Raw genomic sequence first — 20302 nt, 5'->3', positions numbered from 1 at the left:
GGTTTTAAGCATCCAAAGTCATGTCTTTTCAAGAATGGATATGACATATTGCCTCACGTTTTTGTTCGTCATGTCTTTTAATGGAATCACGTTCTTCATGCAGCAGCGAATGTTATTGTGTTGCTAAATTCACGTGCTTTCTTTAAAGAAATCTCTCTTAAAGCACCCAAACTCACTTCACGACGGTGCCCGTGAATGGTATAGCGGTAAAGCCATTGAGCACCACCAGTAACTTGCGTCATTTGTTATTTTATGATTTCTTTGTGCTCTTGGACACTTCTAAAAACCTCTTAAAATATGGAATTTGCTAATGGTGTCTTTAGAAATATCCATAGAGTTAAGCACACTTTTCAATTCGGGTTGGTACAAGCTAGCACTATCATACGCTTTACCGGCTCTAATATTGCGATAGCCCTTGGTTTTTAGACGATTCATTAAAGGCATTTTTACGCCTTTCTTCTTTGTTTTTTTATCTACACAATAATCTCACTTGTGACGTGCAAGGGGATAGTTTTAATTGATTCGACATAAAGCAGGTTTAAAATGAAAGAATCTCAGGATATTCGGATTTCTTATGTAACAGGCAAAATGATGAAGTATATTTATAAATCAACGTGTTATCTAATGGTGATTAAGAGTTCGATAAGAGGCAATAAGGGGCAAGGGATGATTAAGAGAGGCGGTAAGGGAGGCTAAGAGGTGTGGTAGGGGGCGGGTAAAGGGGGGATGAAAAGGCGATAAGGGATGATTAAGGGGGATAGGGATCAATTCTTCAGGTTGAATGTTGCATGAACATTGAAAAATAAGACATAAAAAAGGTCTTTGAAAAATAAAAAGGTGTTTTCTCTCATTTTAGAGAGAAAACACCGGGGGGGTTAGAAGTGCACAATTGCACATCTTACTTTGAAAAGTGGTTTTTTTTATCTTTTTTCCACAGGAAATAAGTTGCAAGTCCAAGAACCGGAACGCTCAATTTAGCAAAAGGGAGATGTTTGCTTAAAAGTGCAAGACTGGAAAGCGTTGCATCTGCCATAAGTTGATGGCGTTGTTCTTCCGATTTCTTTTGTTGTTCGTAGCGTTGATACGTTTTGAGAATGCGACTCGTGACAAAACCTAAACCTGCAAGCAAAAGCCAAATGAAAAACAGTGTACTGGCGGCTGCAAGCGGTGTCATAACCGAACATAAGGCAAGAAAAATGATAAGACATAAAAAGAACAGCGACATCAATAATGAAATGCCAACAATTCCGCAGATGATTGCTTGAAGACGCACTTGCTTGACGGTCCTTTTAAGCCCTCCGCCGACAAGATGGTTAAAAAGAGGAGCGATAAACTTATGCATTGATCAACGACGCAACAATTGAGAAAGAATAAAACCAATCCCCGCTGCAAACAGAATGCTTTTGTTCGGATTTTTACGAACATATTGATGCATATTTTGTTCAAAATCACCGATTTTCTCTTTTGCTTGAGAGAGAATGTCTTCACCATTTTCTTTCGCTGCATGATACAATTTTCCCGCTTTGTCTTTGGCTGCGTTCAATGTGTTTGCACCAGCATCTGCTAATGATGAGGTGACATTTGAAACATCTTTGCGTAACTTCTCAAATTGTTCCCGTGGTTCTTTTCCTGTTGTCATGTTATCTCCTTTTGTTATGTCATCAATTTTTTGTTTTGCTTGTGAGAGAATATCTTCACTGCCTTCTTTCGCGGCATGATACAGTTCTTTGGCTTTGTCTTTGGCTGCGTTCAATGTGTTTGCACCAGCATCTGCCAATGATGCGGTAACATCTGAAACGTCCTTGCGTAACTTCTTAAATTGCCCCCGTGGTTCTTTTTCTGTTGCCATTTTGTGGTCCTCTGTTGTTTTGTTGTTTGCCATGATGCTTTTTCCCTCTGTTGATTCAGCATTACGCATCTTTGTGTGTTCATAGTGATCATTTGCTTTGGAGTAAAAATTTTCACTGCTTTTGTAACGTCAAACGCTTTTTTTCGTTCCATTGGTTGTTTCATTTAAAAGCGTTGTGCTTAAAATAAATCATGTACACATCTTAATTTGAAAAGCGGTCTTTTTATCTTTTTTCCACCTTGATGATAAAAGCAGTTTTGTTCATGAATAGTTGAGTAAAAATGCATTGGTAAAAATCTTTTGCAGGCTGCTCTCTTTCCGTTTATGAAAAAGAAAGATCCCATTCTCTTTTCTTGCTGCCAATGTTATTTGGCTTGTTCGTAAGAGCAGTTTGCGTGTTTAAGTCTTTTGTGCAAGGGTTGGTAAAGCCTCAAAGCCTCGATAGATAAATTTTCTCCGCTTTGCAGCTCTCTTAGGATTCCGGGAGATTTTGTTCTGTCCAGGTGCTGTCAAGCACTAAAAGCAAAAGGCTGATTTGAGTCAGTGTTTTTAGACTCCCGGAATACCAATGCGAGGGCGCTCGCACTAAGTTTGGAAAATGAAATGCAAGGCAAAGACCTTTTTCACGACATTTCTATCGACAAAAAAATCCGCTTCAGAAAAAAAATGTTAAAAATATTTCAATACACAACGACTAATATAGCCCTTAAAGCCTCGATAAATAAATTTGCTCCGCTTTGCAGCTCTCTCAAAATTCCGGGAGTTTTTGCCATGTCCAGGTGCTTTTAGCACTAAAAGCAAAAAGCTGACTAGGGTTCAGTATTTTAGACTCCCGGAATACCAATGCGAGGGCGCTCGCACCCGGTGGGGGAATAAAATGCAAGATAAAAACCTTTTTCACGACATTTCTATCGGCAAAAAAATCCGCTTCAGAAGAAAAATGTTAAAAATATCTCAATACACAACGACTAATATAGCCCTTAAAGCCTCGATAAATAAATTTGCTCCGCTTTGCAGCTCTCTCACAATTCCGGGAGATTTTGTTCTGTCCAGGTGCTTATCAAGCACTAAAAGCAAAAAGCTGACTAGGGTTCAGTATTTTAGACTCCCGGAATACCAATGCGAGGGCGTTCGCAACTGGTGGTGGGTATGAAATGCAAGATAAAAACCTTTTTCGCGACATTTCTATCGGCAAAAAAATTCGCTTTAAGCGAAAAATGTTGAAAATATCTCAGAAAGAACTCGGAAACCTCTTAGGGTTAAGCGCACAACAAATTCAAAAATATGAAACGGGACTCAACCGTGTAAGCGCTGGGCGCTTAAAGGAAATTGCTGAAAAACTGGATGTTCCTCTTGCCTTTTTTTATGCTGATCTTTTAACAAAGCAACAGCCCCCATACCATTATGATGAGATCATCTCGAGCAAAGAGGAATATCTGCTTTTAAAAAGCTTTAGAGTGCTGAACTCTATAAAACAGAAAGCAATTTTATAACTCCTCTCTGATCAGAAATAAAATCTTGGACAAACAAGATCAATACACAAAAGTGCTATTGCTTTTCTCATCATCTTTGCTTTGCTAAACAGCGCAGTGCCTCTTATGTAAGAAGCTGCTCTCATTACAAAACTCTACAGTACAGAAACTTTTTCATTTTTATTGTAAATCCTTTGAAATTCCTTTATGACTAAAAAGGTAGTTTTGGTCGCCTACGCAACGACCAATAGGGATCTAAAACCCCGAAAGCTTAATACATTAAAATCGATACCCCTTTGTGGGGTATCTCCCGGATTCCGGGAGTTTTTGCCATGTCCAGGTGCTTTTAGCACTAAAAGCAAAAAGGCTGATTAAGCTCAGTGTTTTAGACTCCCGGAATACCAATGCGAGGGCGCTCGCACCCGGTGGGGGAATAAAATGCAAGACAAAAACCTTTTTCACGACATTTCTATCGGCAAAAAAATTCGCTTTAAGCGAAAAATGTTGAAAATGTCTCAGAAAAATGAGGAAACCGCTTAGGGTTAAGCGCGCAACAAATTCAAAAATATGAAACGGGACTCAACCGTGTAAGCGCTGGGCGCTTAAAGGAAATTGCTGAAAAACGCGATGTTCCTCTTGCCTTTTTTATGCGGATCTCTTAACAAAGCAACAGCCCCCATACCATCATGATGAGATCATCTCAAGCAAAGAGGAATATCTGCTTTTAAAAAGCTTCAGAGTGCTAAATTCAGTAAAACAGAAAGCCATTTTACAACTCCTCTCTGATCAGAAATAAAATCTTGGACTAACAAGATCAATACACAAAAGTGCTATTGCTTTTCTCACCATCTTCTCTTTGATAAGCAACGCAGTGCCTCTCATGTAAGAAGTCGCTCTCATTACAAAACGATACAGTACAGAAACTTTTTCATTTTTATTGTAAATCCTTTGAAATTCCTTTATGACTAAAAAGGTAGTTTTGGTCGCCTACGCAACGATCAATAGGGATCTAAAAACCCTAAACCCTAGCGTAAAAATGAACCCACTTTGTGGGTATCCCGGGATTCCGGGAGATTTTGCTATGTCCAGGTGCTTTTAGCACTAAAAGCAAAAAGGCTGATTAAGCTCAGTGTTTTAGACTCCCGGAATACCAATGCGAGGGCGCTCGCACCCGGTGGGGGAATGAAATGCAAGGCAAAAACCTTCTCAACGACATTTTTATCGGCAAAAAAATTCGCTTTAAGCGAAAAATGTTGAAAATGTCTCAGAAAGAACTCGGAAACCTCTTAGGGTTAAGCGCACAACAAATTCAAAAATATGAAACGGGCCTCAACCGTGTAAGCGCTGGGCGTTTGAAGGAAATTGCTGAAAAACGCGATGTGCCCCTGTCCTTTTTTTACGCTGAGATCTTTTAACGAAGCAAGAGCCTCCATACCATAATGATGAGATCATCTCGAGCAAAGAGGAATATTTGCTTTTAAAAAGCTTTAGAGTGCTGAACTCTATAAAACAGAAAGCCATTTTACAACTCCTCTCTGATCAGAAATAAAATCTTGGACTAACAAGATCAATACACAAAAGTGCTATTGCTTTTCTCACCATCTTCTCTTTGATAAACAGCGCAGTGCCTCTTATGTAAGAAGCTGCTCGCATTACAAAACTCTACAGTACAGAAACTTTTTCATTTTTATTGTAAATCCTTTGAAATTCCTTTATGACTAAAAAGGTAGTTTTGGTCGCCTACGCAACGACCAATAGGGATCTAAAAACCCGAAGACTCAAACATAAAAATGAGCCCACTTTGTGGGTATCCCGGGATTCCGGGAGATTTTGCTATGTCCAGGTGCTTATCAAGCACTAAAAGCAAAATGCTGATTTGAGTCAGTGTTTTTAGACTCCCGGAATACCAATGCGAGGGCGCTCGCACCCGGTGGGGGAATAAAATGCAAGGCAAAAACCTTTTTCACGACATTTCTATCGGCAAAAAAATTCGCTTTAAGCGAAAAATGTTGAAAATGTCTCAGAAAGAACTCGGAAACCTCTTAGGGTTAAGCGCACAACAAATTCAAAAATATGAAACGGGACTCAATCGTGTAAGCGCCGGGCGTTTGAAGGAAATTGCTGAAAAACTGGATGTTCCTCTTGCCTTTTTTTATGCGGATCTCTTAACAAAGCAACAGCCCCCATACCATTACGAAGAGATCATCTCGAGCAAAGAAGAATATTTGCTTTTAAAAAGCTTCAGAGTGCTGAATTCTGTAAAACAGAAAGCCATTTTACAGCTCCTCTCTGATCAAAAGGAAAGTTTTTAACGCTATAACGTTATAATCCATCACATTGAAGACATTGCCCTATTCTCTAAAAGAGTATCAAAAGCAATGTTGTTCACGGAAAAAATGAGGTATTTTTGTGCAGTTTTAAATTGCTCATTTTTTTAAAGAGCTTTATTACTTCAAAAGCGTTTTGGGCACCTACGCAACAACCAAGAGGGCTGTATTGTTGAGATAAATTCAGTTTAAGTTTTATGAAAAAAAATTCTTTTTTGTTCATGAATGGTTGCGTAAAAAATGCATTGGTAAAAGTCTATAGAAGGCTATCATCTTTCCATTTATGAAAAAGAAAGACCCATTCTATTTTTGTGCTGCCAATGTTATTTGGCTTGTTATAAGAGCCGTTTGTGTGTTTAAGTCTTTTGTGCAAGCAACTTATTGTTGAGACAAGTTCAGTTTAATTTTTGTGAAGAAAAATTTCTTTCATATTCCTCTTGAAAGAGTTCTTTCCTGAAATAAAACTATACTTGATTTATCAAGTTTTATTTTTTAGATTGTATACAGAGTGATATTAAAAGGGACGTGGCATTTTGGAAGGGTGGTGCTGCGGGGGTTGATGGCACAGCTGTAAAACCAAGTGCAATCCATAATGGTGTGAGAGAAATGGAAACTGAAACAGTCCCCTTAGAGAGCGCATCTTCTCTGCTTGCTGCGCATGACCTTTCCCCTTTTGCTATGTTTATGGCGGCTGATTTTGTTGTCAAGTCCGTTATCGTTCTTTTGTTGTTGGCTTCTCTTGCCTCTTGGACCATTGCTTTTGTCAAAATTGTTGAAATCTCTTTGGCAAAACGAAGAGTGCGTCGTGAACTTCAGTTGGTTCTCAATGCCCAAACCCTCACGCGTTTGGCTGCCAGCTTAAAGGAAAGCAAAGGTGCCGGTGTGGTCTTTCTCAAAGAGGTTCTTAAAGAAGTGTATCTTTCTACACAACAAGTGCGTTTTATGGGCAATGAAGGGGCTGGAACTGATGAAAAAGCGTATGCAAAACAAGAGGCCCCCATTGCCCATGAAACCCCCTTCTTCTATGAGGAAATAGATCGCTATAGTGAGGATGTGCACGATATGAATGAGGGTATAAAGGAAAGAGTTCATTCGCTTTTGTCACGCTGCTTGTTAGCTGCGACAAGGCGTGTTGCATGTGGCAGCGCCGTTCTGGCAACCATTGGCGCTATTGCTCCCTTTGTGGGGCTTTTTGCAACCGTTTGGGGAATCATGAATTCTTTTATCGGCATTGCTCAGTCGCAAACCACACGGCTTGATGTGGTGGCTCCTGGAATCGCTGAAGCCTTATTAGCAACGGCTATCGGGCTTTTTGTGGCTATTCCGGCTGTTATTATGTATAATAGCCTTATGCGTGCTTTGAGTGGTTATCGCAATGATTTGGGCGATATTGCCGCGGCAATTGAAAGACTTTTGAGTCGTGAACTTGATAGACATCGTCAACAGAAAAGTCAGAAAAAATGAAAGCGGGTTTTAATGATAATTGGGAAAATGATGATGGTGGGTTGCACAACGAAATTAATGTAACCCCTTTTATTGATGTTGTACTCGTACTGCTGATTGTTTTTATGGTTGCTGCACCTTTGGCAACCTCCGTTATTCCCGTTCAACTTCCTTCTCTAACGCAAGCACCCCCTATGGTGCAACCTGATGAGCCTCTCTATGTCACTTTGCAAAAAGACCGGTCTCTTTATGTTGGTGATGATCTGATCCCCCAATCCGCTTTTACGGAAACTTTGTTGAAGGCAACAAAGCAAAATCGAGAGACAAAGATTTTGATCAAAGCTGATAGCGAAATCGATTATGGAGCTGTTGTTGATTTGCTTAATCAAATACGTCTTGCTGGATATCGTAAAGTTGGTCTTATGGGATTGCAAAAGTCTGCTAATGTTGTGGTAAAAGAGCCAACAAAAGGAGAGGCAAGTGACGGCAGTGCAAATGCTCCCAACGGGGATGGGCTAAATGTGACAGGTGTGCGAGAGTAGTCGTTACAAGTGATATGTTAAGCATGAACAGTTCTGTTATGGAACTTTTCCCTCTAGAGCAAATAGATTATCGGTAAGAGTGGGGGCGGTTAGAGAGGAAAGAACGGTTTATTTCTGCTGAAGTCTGTTGAACTTACACCATCCGCTCCTCTGCTTGTGGTGTTTTTGCTTTTTACGGTGTTATGGACATTTCCTTTTTCAGATGGCCCTTCTTCAGATGGTTCAAGAATGTGATATCATTTCGCACGGTTTTAAACGCATCAATCTCACTCTGAATAACCGGTGCGATGACCGTTTGCGCAATGCGCATACCACGTTGGATGGAGAAGTCTTCTTGTCCCAAATTGATGAGGAGAACTTTTCCCTCGCTTTTGGCTAAGTATTGTCAATTGTTCCAGGTGTGTTTAAGCATGTGATGCTATGCTTTAAGGTTCAACCAGAGCGTGGATGTCTTTGCGCTGTAACCGGTGCGATGACCGTTTGCGCAATGCGCATACCACGTTGGATGGAGAAGTCTTCTTGTCCCAAATTGATGAGGAGAACTTTTCCCTCGCTTTTGGCTAAGTATTGTCAATTGTTCCAGGTGTGTTTAAGCATGTGATGCCATGCTTTAAGGTTCAACCAGAGCGTGGATGTCTTTGCGCTGCAAAGTCGGGTTTGAGAGTAGAATGAGCGTGGAAGAGGAGTTCCGTTTGAATAAATGCCCGTTGCTTTAGGTATAAGCCGGTCTCATCATACTCTTTGCCAGCCCCCGTTGCGACAGCCCTTGGTCTTTAGACGATTCATAACAGGCATTTGTACCCCTTTCTTCTCTCTTTTTTATCTACATGCCAACCCAGCTTGCGACGTGCAAGCAAGTGATTTCAATTGCTTGAACATAACAGGATTTGAGATGAAAGGATTTTACAATATCCGAGCGTCTCATTCAATAGGAAAAATTATAAATTATGATTATAAATCAATGTGTTGTTTATACAATAATCGACCGTTTCTTCTTCACTAAGTGCTGTTTATAGGCTTCGCAGAGCTTGCCATGGATCATGTGGAAGCTCTAAACTTTGACCATGTTCAAGACGTTGGACCGATAAACGGATTGGTGGTGATGGAGAGAAAACCTCTTTAAGGAAGAAGGTTTCTTTTGCTCGTTTTTGTGTGGTTGTTTTGGTACGTGAAAGGCACTGTTGTTTAATTGTGCCCCGTTGAACCAAAACCACCTGCTCCTCTGCTTGTAGGAGCTTGGCTTTCTCCGTTGTTATGGGCATTTTCTTCTTCAGATGGTTCTATTTCAGAAACATTGACCTGAATAACCGGTGCGATGACCGCTTGCGCAATGCGCATACCACGTTGGATGGAGAAGTCTTCTTGTCCCAAATTGATGAGGAGAATTTTTACCTCGCCACGGTAATCGCTATCAATTGTTCCAGGTGTGTTTAAGCATGTGATGCCATGCTTTAAGGCTAAACCAGAGCGTGGACGTATTTGCGCCTCAAAACCGGGCTGAAGGTGAAAGATGAGACCCGTTGGAATAAGCGCCCGTTGTCCCGGTGCAAGAACCATCGTTTCTTCTGCACCAAGTGCTGCTCGCAGATCTAGCCCCGCAGAACCCGCTGTGGCATAGTGTGGAAGTTCTAAACCTTGACCATGCTCAAGACGTTGGATCGATAAGCTGATGTGTGATGATGGAGGAGGAACTATCTTCGAGGAAGAGGGACTCGTTTGGTTGTTCAGGTGCGTGGAAGGCATGGTCAAAGCATCTCCAAAATATAAAAAACAAGCACAGTTCTAACAAAAGATTCCTCGTGAAACAAGCAGAGAAAAACCTCGTAAGGGGTAAATGGTTTTCGCTGCTTGTTGTCCGTGGTAAACGTTTATTTTCCATACTGTCTGTTTTAGATACTGCCAATGAAGATGCCTGTTGCAAAAACAAGAGCGCCACCAATGATAACCTGTAATGATGCACGCCAAAAAGGTGTCGACATAAATCTATTTTGAATCCACACGATCGCCCAGAGTTCGAAAAAAACAACGATAAAGGCAATAATTGTTGCAACGTAAAAAGAGTGGATCAAATAAGGAAGTGTGTGACCTAATCCCCCCAGTGTTGTCATAATGCCGTTCGCAAGGCCTCTTTTAAGAGGGGAACCACGACCTGATAATTTGCCATCATCATGCACAGCCTCTGTGAAACCCATCGAAAGACCCGCGCCAATGGAGGCAGAAAGCCCTATCAAAAAAGTTTGATGCGTATCTCCTGTGGCAAAAGCAGCAGCAAAAATAGGAGCAAGAGTGGAAACGGAGCCATCCATTAAACCCGCAAGCCCAGGTTGTATCCACGTTAAAAGTATTTGTCTATGCGCTGTTGATGCCTTCTTCGTCTCTTTTTTCGTGCCTTTATTGGTAACGGCTGCTCTTTGAGGCGCTGCTTGCCTGTGTTTGTTTGTTATAAACGCAGGGTATTCGCATAGCGGCCCTACTGCTCTTGCTCGATTGCTACAAGAAAGACAAAGAAGTTGCTTATAGTTTTCAAGCTCGTGTATGCCCATCGCTGTAAAAATCGCTGCTTGTTCAGAGGAATAAGGTTTGAGAGCTTTGGCATATTTTAAATAGAGAGCCGCACGTTGTTCTTTTGCTTTAAGCGTGCGAATCACCATCCTTTGTGCTGAACGAAAGAACAGAGCTTTACGTTGTACAAATGAAAAAAACGATTTCAACATTTTCTGTTCCTTTGCACTTTAGAATAATTCTAAAAATATAGGATGAAAAAAATCAAAGTCAATCTAAAATTTTAAAATTGCTGGAAGACAATGTTGAAAGAAGAAAAGCGTTGGTGCGTCAAGAAAAAGAAATAAATGCTTAAAAAAAGAAGATAAAATGAGCCGATAAGAAAAATTGTCAGAGAGAAAATGGTGGCAAAGTTTGGGACGTTTGTCGAAGAATGAGGTTAGGGGATGATTTGAGAAGGTTCTGCCAAGAACGTTTGAGGATAAAATATTTTGGACTTCCTAGAGAGATGGTTGAAGAACTTTATGGGCAAAACAGATGAGGGGGGCGAGAAAGCATAGGATGTGATGCTGTGGAGAAATAAAGGATTTTACCAAAAAATATGTGAAGAATCATATCATAAAAAGGTTTTTTATAAAGGTTTAAGAGGATGCTTTTGGCTAAGTTTGATGAGAAGAATAATCTGAAAATATTGTTGCAAAAGCGTGAATATTACCACACGTACGCAATTTTTAGATGTTTTTACAAAGGCAAGAAAAGATGAGGCTACATATGCACATTGAAATATCTCAAAAAATATTGAAAATGTCTCACAAAAAATTTTGTAAGATCCTCTACAGGGCTCTCTTAATAAGACTAAAAAAAGCACCCCAAATGACGAAAGGAGTGGTTACCCACTCCTCCGTTCCTGTCTCCCCTTGCGGGGAAGCGGCCACCATTACTGATGCCGTATATGCCTTTTTATATACGCTTATTTTTCGTAAAAGTCAATGATGTAAACGCGGTAAATGTTTGAGCATCAGAGCGACAACTTTATGAAACTCTTCGCTGGATAATCTTGGAACAGTCCGTGAGCAACTTAAACGGCTTACGGAAACTGTCGTGACATAATTGCAAATAATCCACGCTTTTTTATTCTCTATGGGAGATTGTAGCGGATAAGCAGCCGGATTATTGGGTTGTGATTTCGTTGAAAAAGGTAAAACTGTTACATTGCCATATAATTTTGCATTCTTAGAAAGCACTAAAACAGGCCGTTTTTTCCAAAATTCAGGGAGAATCGAATCATGAGGAAAATCACACCAAAAAACTTGCCTAATGCGTGGTGCCGATTTGATTCGCGGTTTTATATGGGGGGGTTTTTGGTAAGGAGCATTTAAATCTCCTCCTCTTATATGCTCACGCCATGCGTTATGATCATGTTCCATCATAACGCAGGGCTCTTCAAGTGGAGCTAAATCTAAGGAAAAAGGTGATGGGGTGGAAGATGCTGTGTTTTTATCCTCAGCCATGGCAGACCATTCATGTTTATCAGTCCCCTCACTTACTTATTTTACAGCTTTTCGGTGGTTAGTTTGTATCAAAATGTTTTTTATAAGTACAGAGAGTGAAAACAATAAAATGGATGTATCTGCTTATTTTTTCTTTTTTACTCGCGGCTAGGGAAGGAATGTTGGTGTTATGGGATGGGTGCTGAGGTATGAGGGGGTAGAGTGCTCGAAAAGGGGGACGGAAAAATCAATGCACGCGATTTTTTGTTCTTTTACAGGTAGGGCTTTTTATCGCCTGCAAGCAGCCCTTTTGAAGCAATGTAAAGGCGAGCAAGCGTGTCAATGCGGTGAGCAACAATATTCCAACCGGTAAAGGAGAAAAAGAACGCGTATCGGCGCTTCAGAACAAGAAGGAGGATGGATATTGTTTAACTGATTGAAAAGTTGATTAACATCTGTCGTTTTCCGTATTGGCATCTCCGGTTAGGGCTTTTTATCGCCTGCAAGCAGCCCTTTTGAAGCAATGTAAAGGCTAGCAAGCATGTAGATGAGGCTAGCAACAATATTCCAACCGGCAAAGGAGAGAAAAAGAACGCGTATCGGCGCTTCAGAACAAGAAGGAGGATGGATATTGTTTAACTGATTGAAAAGCTGGTTAACATCTGTGGTTTTCCTTATTGTATCTATACTGCAACTGGTTGGTGCTGGCCAAAAACCATATTCCACACCCGTATGATACATCGCTAAAACAAGGCTGATCGTCATGAGGGTAAAAACACATAAAAATAAAAGCTGTATCCAAGAGGATATACGAAAAAACCACGCTCCAAAACCTGCTAAAAGCAGAAATGGAAGAGCGCTATAATAGGGAAGACGTTCAATCAGGCATAAATCACAAGGAAGATATCCACCAATATGTTCAAAATAAAGTGCTAGACCTATCGTAGCAGAGAGGCAAAAGGCGAGAAAAAAAGCCCATAAACTGAGTTCTCTTTTGCTTGGTTCAAGATGAAGGTGTTTGTGCAAAATATGTTGAGAAGGAAAAATATGTGCCATTGAGGGTGCCTCTTAAGGTAAAAGGTGCTTGTTTACAAAAACTATGAAAACTCCATAAACAAAAAGCAGAGTAACAAAACCTATCAGGATAATCCATTTGAAATGGCGCAAAAAAAATCCATTGCTTGTTGTCCAAAACGCTGAATAAGCCAAGCAAGGAGATAAAAACGCGCTCCCCTAGCAAAAATACAGGTAATAATGAAAATTTCAAGATGTATACCGATAACACCTGCCAAAATCGTCACGATCTTAATAGGAGGAAGGTGAAAAAAACCTGAGGTGATCAGTAAAATAATGAGAAATTGCAATGTTGCATCGTTTTGTAGTGCTTGAAAATTTTCAACTTGTCCGTAGAATTCTAAAATCGGTTTGGCGAGTGTATCATAGGCAAAATGCCCAATAAACCAACCTGCTATCCCCCCTAAAACAGAACAGATCGTTGCAATAAGGGCATAGTAGTAAGCCCGTTTGGGTTGAACAAGGGTCATCGGAATATACAAAACATCTATCGGTATGGGAAAAACAGAACTTTCAATAAAGGCAATGAATCCAAGCCAGTGTGGTGCTGTACGCCGATTTGCCAAAGAAATCGTCCAAAGCTTTAATCTGTTTAATATCATGCGGACTTTCATACTTCTTAGAGGTAAAGACTTTACAAATGATTCTCCAAAAACGAAATGGGGCGAATAGATAAAAATGTACAGCACAAAATAATACGAATTCTTTAAAAAACATAAGTCTAGTGTTGACGAATCTATCCTTCTTCATGTAGTGCAGAAAGATAGTGGGCCGGTTTGCTCTTTATGAAAAATGTTTTTATAACATATTTTTTTATCGTGGTTGTTCTTTACCAATAATATGTGGGACAACAATGTGCGGGTGTGGTGGAACTGGTAGACGCGCCAGACTCAAAATCTGGTTCCGAAAGGAGTGTCGGTTCGAGTCCGACCACCCGCACCATCTCATCTATCCTTCCTTCTCCATACAGCTCCCGTGCGTATATTTCTTCACTTTCACTCGCTTGCTTTTATATTTTCTCTGTTTCACTCGCTTACCCTGAAGTGTTGTAAATGTTGTTTTTCAGAGCAGTGATATAAGATCTCTCCATGCCTATAAAAGCCCTCCTTGTGTGATTGCAGTTGCTTTTGCGTTAAAAAAAGCACACAATTATTAATTCGCAGGGGATGTACATGATCTCTTATCCAGCTTGTTTATCATGTGAAGCATATAGGGGTAAACAGCAAAGACCTCTCTCTTGGGAAAAGACGCATGGAATGACAGATTGTGGGGTCGTTGGAAAATTCTATCCTTAAAAGGAAAGAGTAACAGTAAAAATTATAAAATGGAACACTTTAGGGTCTTGTGTCAGATTGCTCCGTCTCTTGCTCTCCTCTTGGTCGGTGAAGTTGGGATAGATGCGAAATTATGCTAAGATTTCTTTTTGAAACAGTGATGAAAAATAAAGAAAATGTTGTCGTTTCCTTGATTGTTTTTATGGTTTTGTCTCAAGCTTACGAGAGTGAAAAGAAAAACAATATTTATACATTTTGAAATTTATGCAATTGTTGTTGTTCACTTGTTCGGAAATTTTTCTCGCAAAATATTGTATGAAAATGAATTTTAAAAAGTGATGATAGACTTCTTTTTAATGAGTGTTTTACTCCTATAACGTTGTATTACTGAGTTTTATCTCAATAAAAGCTTGACAAAATTTAAAATCGCTAATCCTTTCAATCGAGCAATCGAGCAATCGAGCAATCGAGCAATCGAGCAATCGAGCAATCGAGCAATCGAGCAATCGAGCAATCGAGCAATCGAGCAATCGAGCAATCGAGCAATCGAGCAATCGAGCAATCGAGCAATCGAGCAATCGAGCAATCGAGCAATCGAGCAATCGAGCAATCGAGCAATCGAGCAATCGAGCAATCGAGCAATCGAGCAATCGAGCAATCGAGCAATCGAGCAATCGAGCAATCGAGCAATCGAGCAATCGAGCAATCGAGCAATCGAGCAATCGAGCAATCGAGCAATCGAGCAATCGAGCAATCGAGCAATCGAGCAATCGAGCAATCGAGCAATCGAGCAATCGAGCAATCGAGCAATCGAGCAATCGAGCAATCGAGCAATCGAGCAATCGAGTGTCTGTTTGATATGCTGATCTCTTGCCCACTCTCAAGAACGATATTTTACATTTAACAAATAAAAAACCCTGCTGAAGACAGGGTTTTTTAGGAGTTCTCTCTTTTTTAATTTTGCAATAAATTAAAATTTATATGCGATGCCAATACGGAAATTATTGGTTTTGGAGCTTATCTCAAGCTTATCGTCGGCAAATTTCGTTTTACCAAAATGCGAATAGCGGTATTCGGCACGCATGATAACATTATCTGTCATTGCAAGGTCAATACCGCCGCCTAATGTATAACCAACCATTGTTTTGCTTTCATCCAATACATCGCCAGAAGCAAATATGAAAGTAGGATCCTCTTGGGATTTTGACAAAATTGACATGATATATTGCATCTGCATGTAGGCTACACCACCAGCAACATACGGCATTACGCAACCTGAAGCAAAACCCATGCGGACACGCGTCGCACCACTCCACGTTTCTTTTAAAGTAACGCTGCTCTCAACAATATCACCAATATTGGGTATTGTTTCATCAGGAGCTCCAGGTCTTTTAATAGGAAGACCAGCTTCTTTAAGAACGGCATTAATCGAATTTAACGCATCGTTATTTAAAATTTTTCTTTCATCACCCTTTTCGACACTTTTTCTTCCTGACCAGATCAGGTCTGTATCAACACTTAAAATCAAGTTGCTTCCCAGATCAAAATTAGAACCCGCATAAAGACCGGCGACGAATCCTGAAGGTTTAGGTGATAAAGATTTATCAATCCAAGCCCATTTTCCAGTTTTGGCATCTTTAGCGTAATCTAAAGAATTGTTGCTTGAAAAACTAACAATTTGTCCTCCAAGATAAAAACCGCTCCAAGAAAAAGGTTGAGAAACAATAATCGGTGAAACAGTTCGTTTTGCTCCTTGAAGAACCAAAACAGCTGGTTTTGGTTCTTGAGGAATAATGGTATCTGCTGCTTGCACCGCTGAAGTGGCAAGGAAACCCAAAATCGACGCTGTTGCTAAATATTTCTTATTCATAAAGATCCCTCTATTTCAAATACGGAATGTATTATACATATTCCAGTTTAAAAATCTATAGTTAACAGAAATATTAAAAATAAAATAATATAGGAGCTTATTTATGGCGTAATTAAATACAAAATGACGTATAAAAGAATGTGGATAAAGGCATTAAACTCTTCAAATTGTTTTTCTCACTTCATTCCCTTCTGCGTTTTCAATGTTTTTTGGTATCATAGATACCCCTTGTGAGGATGAGGGGTTAGTTCTTTGAAAACCACTGTTTTAAATGGGCAAAGACATTATCTATCGCATCCATAATCCGAGCAAAATCAAGGATCAGCAAAAAGAGAAAGAAGGCTATCCACTTCATCAAGCGAGACATCATTTTTACATTTTGATAAGTGATGATCATTTCTTGAAGCATTTCTTTTTCTGCTTCTGTAAGCGCGGTGGTTTTTTTAGTGTTTTTGCTAACCATGTTTCCACCCACACAAATATTCACCCTGTTTGTTATGCTTTAAGATCTCTCTTGCTAAGTTTGAACTGATCCTGTTCAAATCTTGGCTTTCCAAATATATCGGTAACCACCCCACACAAGAAGAAGCAACTTTATTTGTCGCGCAACCAGTGAGAGAGATCAGCACGCACATCAGCATCACTTTTTTGATTAATTTCATTTTCTACCTCCAACCGTGTTGTTGCAGTCTTTAAAGTCTTCTCAGTTTGCTTTTGTTGTTCAGTCTTTTTGCCAAGAACAAAAGCTTTTGCTAAAATCATAAAAAAAGCGGCTAAAGCCGCACCTGTTAGCATCAGATTTTTTTTCATCCATAAGATCATAATTTGTGCTCCTGAAAGCGTCTTGCGACACAGAAAAGTCCCGCACAGGCGGCTAAAATCATAAGGGGTGCCAATGCCCATTGGATAGGACCATTGCCCGCTAACAAACCACCAAGACCAGAGAAAGAGCCAAGGGTTGGGGCAAGGGCTTCTGCTTTGAAAATGCCGGTTGGCTTTTTTCTTTTTATCGATAAGGTCAGAGTTGGTGCTCCTGAAAACGTTTGGTGACACAGAAAAATCCCGCACAGGCGGCTAAAATCATAAGGGGTGCCAATGCCCATTGGATAGGACCATTGCCCGCTAACAAGCCACCAAGTCCTGAGAAAGACCCAAGGGTTGGGGCAAGGGCTTCTGCTTTGAAAATCCCTGTTGGCTTTTTTCTTTTTATCGATAAGGTCAGAGTTGGTGCTCCTGAAAACGTTTGGTGACACAGAAAAATCCCGCACAGGCGGCTAAAATCATAAGGGGTGCCAATGCCCATTGGATAGGACCATTGCCCGCTAACAAGCCACCAAGTCCTGAGAAAGACCCAAGGGTTGGGGCAAGGGCTTCTGCTTTGAAAATCCCTGTTGGCTTTTTTCTTTTTATCGATAAGGTCAGAGTTGGTGCTCCTGAAAACGTTTGGTGACACAGAAAAATCCCGCACAGGCGGCTAAAATCATAAGGGGTGCCAATGCCCATTGGATAGGACCATTGCCCGCTAACAAGCCACCAAGTCCTGAGAAAGACCCAAGGGTTGGGGCAAGGGCTTCTGCTTTGAAAATCCCTGTTGGCTTTTTTCTTTTTATCGATAAGGTCAGAGTTGGTGCTCCTGAAAGCGTCTCGCGACACAGAAAAGACCGGCACAGGCGGCTAAAATCATAAGGGGTGCCAATGCCCATTGGATAGGACCATTGCCCGCTAACAAGCCACCAAGTCCTGAGAAAGACCCAAGGGTTGGGGCAAGGGCTTCTGCTTTGAAAATCCCTGTTGGCTTTTTTCTTTTTATCGATAAGGTCAGAGTTGGTGCTCCTGAAAGCGTCTCGCGACACAGAAAAGACCGGCACAGGCGGCTAAAATCATAATGGTTGCCAATGCCCATTGGATAGGACCATTGCCCGCTAACAAACCACCAAGACCAGAGAAAGACCCAATGATGGGGGCAAGGGCTTCTGCTTTGAAAATGCCGGTTGGCTGTGTGGTTTCCACTGGTTGATAATTGGAAGAAACATAAGCGCCTTTTGCCCATAAGCCTGCTTCTGCTGTACGCCGGTGTACGAGACCTTGAAGGCGCTTTCCATCCGCTTTGGTCCATTTCTGTAATTCAGAGGGCACTGTTTCATATTCACCTTGATTGAGTTTTTTTAACAGTGTCGAATTGCAAAAGGCTGCTGTTCCTACATTATAACAAAAGGAGACGAGTGCTGCGAATTGTTCGTCTGTTAAGGAAACTTGAACGGCTTGTTCAACAGTGTTCTCAAATTGTTGCAAATCATGGCAAAGAAACTCTTCGGCTTGTTCTTCAGTGATTGTCATGCCCTTATGAACAAAGGGTTTTCCAGCAGAATTTGTATGCCCATAACCAATGGTCCATACACCAATAGCATCTTTATAGGCGTTTAGACGCAAACCTTCCCATTGTTTAATCAGTGCTAATCCTTCTGATGATATTTTTCTCATAGGTTTCTCCATAAAAAAAGCTCCACACAAGGCAGAGCTGGATTAAAAGGTTGATTTCTTTTCTCTTCGAAAAGACGGCTTATTAAAACAAACTTTCTCCCTATTCTTTAGTGAATAGAAAACAAATTTCCATGAAACGATTAGATTGGTTTGTCTTGGTGTTTGCTGCTTTGTGCTGCTGATGGTGGGGTGGTGGTGGTTGCTGGTGGGGCTGGTAGGTGGTTGGTGGAGTTGGGAGGTGTTGGTGTTTGCTGCTTTGTGCTGCTGATGGTGGGGTGGTGGTGGTTGCTGGTGGGGCTGATAGGTGGTTGGTGGAGTTGGGAGGTGTTGGTGTTTGCTGCTTTGTGCTGCTGATGGTGGGGTGGTGGTGGTTGCTGGTGGGGCTGATAGGTGGTTGGTGGAGTTGGGAGGTGTTGGTGTTTGCTGCTTTGTGCTGCTGATGGTGGGGTGGTGGTGGTTGCTGGTGGGGCTGATAGGTGGTTGGTGGAGTTGGGAGGTGTTGGTGTTTGCTACTTTGTGCTGCTGGTATTGGTGGGGTGGTGGTGGTTGCTGGTGGGGCTGATAGGTGGTTGGTGAAGTTGGGAGGTGTTGATGGAGGAGTAGATGCTTTGGTAAAAAACAACAATAGTGAAATGCTCCTTGTTGAGAGTTCTTTTTTTCTTCTCAAAATAATCTTGGCATTTTTGATGCAATTTAAGAGATGCCATCTTTGAGAGAGCAGATGCCTTTTGCTTTAATAGGCAAACAGTTTATACGGTGTGCATTCTACAAATCAAAAGCAAAGCAATGGCCCGATATGAACAGATTTAATCCATAAATGCGAATGACGTGTTTTATTCTCCTGTGCATATGTGATAAAATGTTAAAAACACCATTATAAGTGAAGAGCAGATTTATATTCATAAATCCTTTTTCTATGTGCTGAAACAGAGAGTGTTTTTTCCTGTGGTCTCATTAAGTTTTTCTCAAACCTTTCGCAAAGCGTTTCACCTTTTTTGTTTACTTTTTCATTTTTAGTCCTCGGATTTGATTTTATATATTGTTCGAGGCGTCTTTTCCCTTGCGTGTGTTTGTAAAAGCTGGCGGGAAGATACGTATCTAATTTCTCATAAGGGAGAGTTGTATTGGGTTCACATAAGGTGCCGTTAATATTGTCTTGGTGTATTCTTGCCAATTTGTGTGCTTCGATATGAAGCTTTTTGGCAAGAGCTAAGCTAAATATTCCACATTCAGAGGCGCTTCGTTGAATATCCATTTCTGCAATAGAAAAATGACATTCGGGCAATTCACGGTGAAGGGCTTGTCTTATTCTCAATCCTAACAGAGTTGCGCTGGTGTTATTCATAAATGTTGTTGATTCAAACAATATCACCGACGTTTTGTCTTCAATGGTGCGATGATCAATGACCGCAAAATGGTTGCCTTTTTCCTGTGTGTTTATGATATATCTTGAAGATTGAATGCCGTTCGCAAGAGCTTCTTTTAGTGAGAGGGTAAAGTCGTCTGCGGTTAAGGTCAATTTAAGATGCAAATTGGGATATTTGCGATTTGCCTGCTTGACGAGGGCCGGCATCATTTTAAAATCTAGATCTTCATAATCGGCAATAAGCCAATAACCACTGGAGAGGTCTTTTTCTAAACTGGTAATAAGATCTTGCAATTTTGTAGAGCTCAATGGAAGAGCTGCTGATGGGATACTCTTGATCTCTAAATGCGCAAGAGAGCTTGCTAATGATTCATTGGTAACAGCTTCTTCTTGTCTTTGTGGTGCACTATTGACGACAATGTTTTTTGCATCTTGGTTTTTTGAATCTTGCGGTTTCATAAAAGAAATCTCCATATTAACAACGTGCATGGTGTGTTATGGGCTTATTGGGGCTGAATCATGTTTTGATCGCGATTTTTCTCTCAAGGTGAGAGGAAAAAATGACAGCAGCTTTTATTGAAAAGGTTGAAGAAAAATGAAGGGGTTTTGAGA

23 protein-coding genes, 1 tRNA gene and 10 pseudogenes are annotated in these 20302 nt (G+C 40.8%); 10 read left to right on the top strand and 24 right to left on the bottom strand.

Annotated elements, in window-relative coordinates:
- Window positions 1-95: 95 nt before the first annotated feature.
- The 3 genes from NMK50_RS08660 to NMK50_RS08650 form a co-directional block, all read right to left on the bottom strand.
- Window positions 96-242, bottom strand: a complete 147-nt coding sequence (locus NMK50_RS08660) for an Arm DNA-binding domain-containing protein (protein ID WP_254770120.1) — start codon at window positions 240-242, stop codon at window positions 96-98.
- Window positions 243-898: 656 nt separating this feature from the next.
- Window positions 899-1342: a phage holin family protein gene (locus NMK50_RS08655; RefSeq protein WP_254770119.1), complete on the bottom strand. Its 444-nt coding sequence runs from the start codon at window positions 1340-1342 to the stop codon at window positions 899-901.
- 3 nt (window positions 1343-1345) lie between these two features.
- The gene (locus tag NMK50_RS08650; protein WP_241438996.1) at window positions 1346-1639 is read right to left on the bottom strand and encodes an ElaB/YgaM/YqjD family protein; all 294 of its coding nucleotides are present in this window, start codon (window positions 1637-1639) and stop codon (window positions 1346-1348) included.
- Window positions 1640-3003: 1364 nt separating this feature from the next.
- Between NMK50_RS08650 and NMK50_RS08645 the strand changes: the two genes are divergently transcribed.
- The 6 genes and pseudogenes from NMK50_RS08645 (at window position 3004) to NMK50_RS08620 (ending at window position 7633) form a co-directional block, all read left to right on the top strand.
- Window positions 3004-3342 carry a helix-turn-helix domain-containing protein gene (locus NMK50_RS08645; RefSeq protein ID WP_254770118.1) on the top strand — a complete coding sequence of 113 codons (339 nt, stop codon included), beginning with the start codon at window positions 3004-3006 and terminating at the stop codon, window positions 3340-3342.
- A 417-nt stretch (window positions 3343-3759) separates the two neighbouring features.
- Window positions 3760-4117: pseudogene (locus NMK50_RS08640) on the top strand (helix-turn-helix domain-containing protein).
- Window positions 4118-4508: 391 nt separating this feature from the next.
- Window positions 4509-4870, top strand: a pseudogene (locus NMK50_RS08635) (helix-turn-helix domain-containing protein).
- Between the two features lie 394 nt (window positions 4871-5264).
- A complete protein-coding gene (locus tag NMK50_RS08630) occupies window positions 5265-5633 on the top strand; it encodes a helix-turn-helix domain-containing protein (RefSeq protein ID WP_254770117.1) in 369 nt (122 codons plus the stop codon).
- Window positions 5634-6254: 621 nt separating this feature from the next.
- Entirely contained in the window at window positions 6255-7112 is an 858-nt protein-coding gene (locus NMK50_RS08625; RefSeq protein WP_254771228.1) for a MotA/TolQ/ExbB proton channel family protein, read from the top strand.
- Entirely contained in the window at window positions 7109-7633 is a 525-nt protein-coding gene (locus NMK50_RS08620; protein WP_309486014.1) for a biopolymer transporter ExbD, read from the top strand. Before NMK50_RS08625 ends, NMK50_RS08620 begins: the two co-directional genes overlap by 4 nt.
- Window positions 7634-7805: 172 nt before the next feature.
- On the opposite strand, the pseudogene NMK50_RS08615 reads toward NMK50_RS08620, so the two are convergent.
- The 9 genes and pseudogenes from NMK50_RS08615 to NMK50_RS08575 all read right to left on the bottom strand — a co-directional run.
- A pseudogene (locus NMK50_RS08615) lies at window positions 7806-8092 on the bottom strand (dCTP deaminase/dUTPase family protein); the annotation flags it as partial.
- 3 nt (window positions 8093-8095) lie between these two features.
- Window positions 8096-8343: pseudogene (locus NMK50_RS08610) on the bottom strand (dCTP deaminase/dUTPase family protein); the annotation flags it as partial.
- Window positions 8344-8643: 300 nt separating this feature from the next.
- Complete coding sequence (locus NMK50_RS08605) at window positions 8644-8841, bottom strand: hypothetical protein (protein WP_254770116.1); 198 nt, start codon at window positions 8839-8841, stop codon at window positions 8644-8646.
- The gene (gene dut / locus NMK50_RS08600) at window positions 8819-9376 is read right to left on the bottom strand and encodes a dUTP diphosphatase (RefSeq protein WP_254771227.1); all 558 of its coding nucleotides are present in this window, start codon (window positions 9374-9376) and stop codon (window positions 8819-8821) included. The genes NMK50_RS08605 and dut overlap by 23 nt, the downstream gene beginning before the upstream one ends.
- 146 nt (window positions 9377-9522) lie before the next feature.
- Window positions 9523-10347, bottom strand: coding sequence for a VIT1/CCC1 transporter family protein (locus NMK50_RS08595; RefSeq protein WP_254770115.1), 825 nt, complete (start codon window positions 10345-10347; stop codon window positions 9523-9525).
- 774 nt (window positions 10348-11121) lie between these two features.
- Window positions 11122-11646, bottom strand: a complete 525-nt coding sequence (locus NMK50_RS08590) for a type II toxin-antitoxin system PemK/MazF family toxin (RefSeq protein ID WP_254770114.1) — start codon at window positions 11644-11646, stop codon at window positions 11122-11124.
- Between the two features lie 251 nt (window positions 11647-11897).
- Window positions 11898-12096 (bottom strand): annotated as a pseudogene (locus tag NMK50_RS08585) (disulfide bond formation protein B); the annotation flags it as partial.
- Window positions 12097-12108: 12 nt separating this feature from the next.
- Window positions 12109-12681, bottom strand: a complete 573-nt coding sequence (locus NMK50_RS08580; RefSeq protein ID WP_254770113.1) for a disulfide bond formation protein B — start codon at window positions 12679-12681, stop codon at window positions 12109-12111.
- A 12-nt stretch (window positions 12682-12693) separates the two neighbouring features.
- Window positions 12694-13301 (bottom strand): annotated as a pseudogene (locus NMK50_RS08575) (YqaA family protein).
- 255 nt (window positions 13302-13556) lie between these two features.
- Between NMK50_RS08575 and NMK50_RS08570 the strand changes: the two are divergent.
- Window positions 13557-13641 (top strand) — tRNA-Leu (locus tag NMK50_RS08570).
- Between the two features lie 703 nt (window positions 13642-14344).
- On the opposite strand, the gene NMK50_RS08565 is transcribed toward NMK50_RS08570, so the two are convergent.
- The 11 genes and pseudogenes from NMK50_RS08565 to bgtA all read right to left on the bottom strand — a co-directional run bounded on the left by NMK50_RS08565 (window position 14345) and on the right by bgtA (window position 18324).
- Window positions 14345-14851, bottom strand: a complete 507-nt coding sequence (locus NMK50_RS08565) for a hypothetical protein (protein WP_254770112.1) — start codon at window positions 14849-14851, stop codon at window positions 14345-14347.
- Window positions 14852-14943: 92 nt separating this feature from the next.
- Window positions 14944-15843, bottom strand: coding sequence for an outer membrane protein (locus NMK50_RS08560; protein ID WP_254770111.1), 900 nt, complete (start codon window positions 15841-15843; stop codon window positions 14944-14946).
- A gap of 244 nt (window positions 15844-16087) precedes the next feature.
- Window positions 16088-16306: a hypothetical protein gene (locus tag NMK50_RS08555; RefSeq protein ID WP_254770110.1), complete on the bottom strand. Its 219-nt coding sequence runs from the start codon at window positions 16304-16306 to the stop codon at window positions 16088-16090.
- Window positions 16299-16505, bottom strand: coding sequence for a hypothetical protein (locus NMK50_RS08550; RefSeq protein ID WP_254770109.1), 207 nt, complete (start codon window positions 16503-16505; stop codon window positions 16299-16301). Before NMK50_RS08550 ends, NMK50_RS08555 begins: the two co-directional genes overlap by 8 nt.
- Entirely contained in the window at window positions 16438-16665 is a 228-nt protein-coding gene (locus NMK50_RS08545; protein WP_254770108.1) for a hypothetical protein, read from the bottom strand. The genes NMK50_RS08550 and NMK50_RS08545 overlap by 68 nt, the downstream gene beginning before the upstream one ends.
- Window positions 16662-16841 (bottom strand): annotated as a pseudogene (locus NMK50_RS08540) (lysozyme); the annotation flags it as partial. The pseudogene NMK50_RS08540 and the gene NMK50_RS08545, both read right to left, overlap by 4 nt.
- A 20-nt stretch (window positions 16842-16861) precedes the next feature.
- A complete protein-coding gene (locus NMK50_RS08535; protein WP_374112226.1) occupies window positions 16862-17146 on the bottom strand; it encodes a hypothetical protein in 285 nt (94 codons plus the stop codon).
- Window positions 17062-17241 (bottom strand): annotated as a pseudogene (locus NMK50_RS08530) (lysozyme); the annotation flags it as partial. The gene NMK50_RS08535 and the pseudogene NMK50_RS08530, both read right to left, overlap by 85 nt.
- Before the next feature lie 20 nt (window positions 17242-17261).
- Window positions 17262-17441: pseudogene (locus NMK50_RS10720) on the bottom strand (lysozyme); the annotation flags it as partial.
- A gap of 20 nt (window positions 17442-17461) precedes the next feature.
- Window positions 17462-17641: pseudogene (locus NMK50_RS10715) on the bottom strand (lysozyme); the annotation flags it as partial.
- Window positions 17642-17661: 20 nt separating this feature from the next.
- Window positions 17662-18324, bottom strand: coding sequence for a gene transfer agent endolysin BgtA (gene bgtA / locus NMK50_RS08515; RefSeq protein ID WP_254770107.1), 663 nt, complete (start codon window positions 18322-18324; stop codon window positions 17662-17664).
- 150 nt (window positions 18325-18474) lie between these two features.
- Between bgtA and NMK50_RS08510 the strand changes: the two genes are divergently transcribed.
- The 3 genes from NMK50_RS08510 to NMK50_RS08500 are packed head-to-tail and all read left to right on the top strand — an operon-like array spanning window position 18475 to window position 19037.
- Window positions 18475-18678, top strand: coding sequence for a hypothetical protein (locus NMK50_RS08510; RefSeq protein ID WP_254770106.1), 204 nt, complete (start codon window positions 18475-18477; stop codon window positions 18676-18678).
- A complete protein-coding gene (locus NMK50_RS08505; RefSeq protein ID WP_254770105.1) occupies window positions 18659-18886 on the top strand; it encodes a hypothetical protein in 228 nt (75 codons plus the stop codon). Before NMK50_RS08510 ends, NMK50_RS08505 begins: the two co-directional genes overlap by 20 nt.
- Entirely contained in the window at window positions 18867-19037 is a 171-nt protein-coding gene (locus NMK50_RS08500) for a hypothetical protein (RefSeq protein ID WP_254770104.1), read from the top strand. The genes NMK50_RS08505 and NMK50_RS08500 overlap by 20 nt, the downstream gene beginning before the upstream one ends.
- Before the next feature lie 161 nt (window positions 19038-19198).
- Here the strand turns inward: NMK50_RS08500 and NMK50_RS08495 are convergent, their stop codons facing one another.
- Window positions 19199-20149, bottom strand: a complete 951-nt coding sequence (locus tag NMK50_RS08495) for a YopJ/AvrA family T3SS effector serine/threonine acetyltransferase (RefSeq protein WP_254770103.1) — start codon at window positions 20147-20149, stop codon at window positions 19199-19201.
- Between the last annotated feature and the right edge of the window lie 153 nt (window positions 20150-20302).

Origin of the sequence: Bartonella harrusi (assembly GCF_024297065.1) — a bacterium.
GTDB lineage: Bacteria > Pseudomonadota > Alphaproteobacteria > Rhizobiales > Rhizobiaceae > Bartonella > Bartonella harrusi.
The sequence above is the reverse complement of the archived record's forward strand: the minus strand, read 5'-3'. Positions and strand labels throughout refer to the sequence as shown.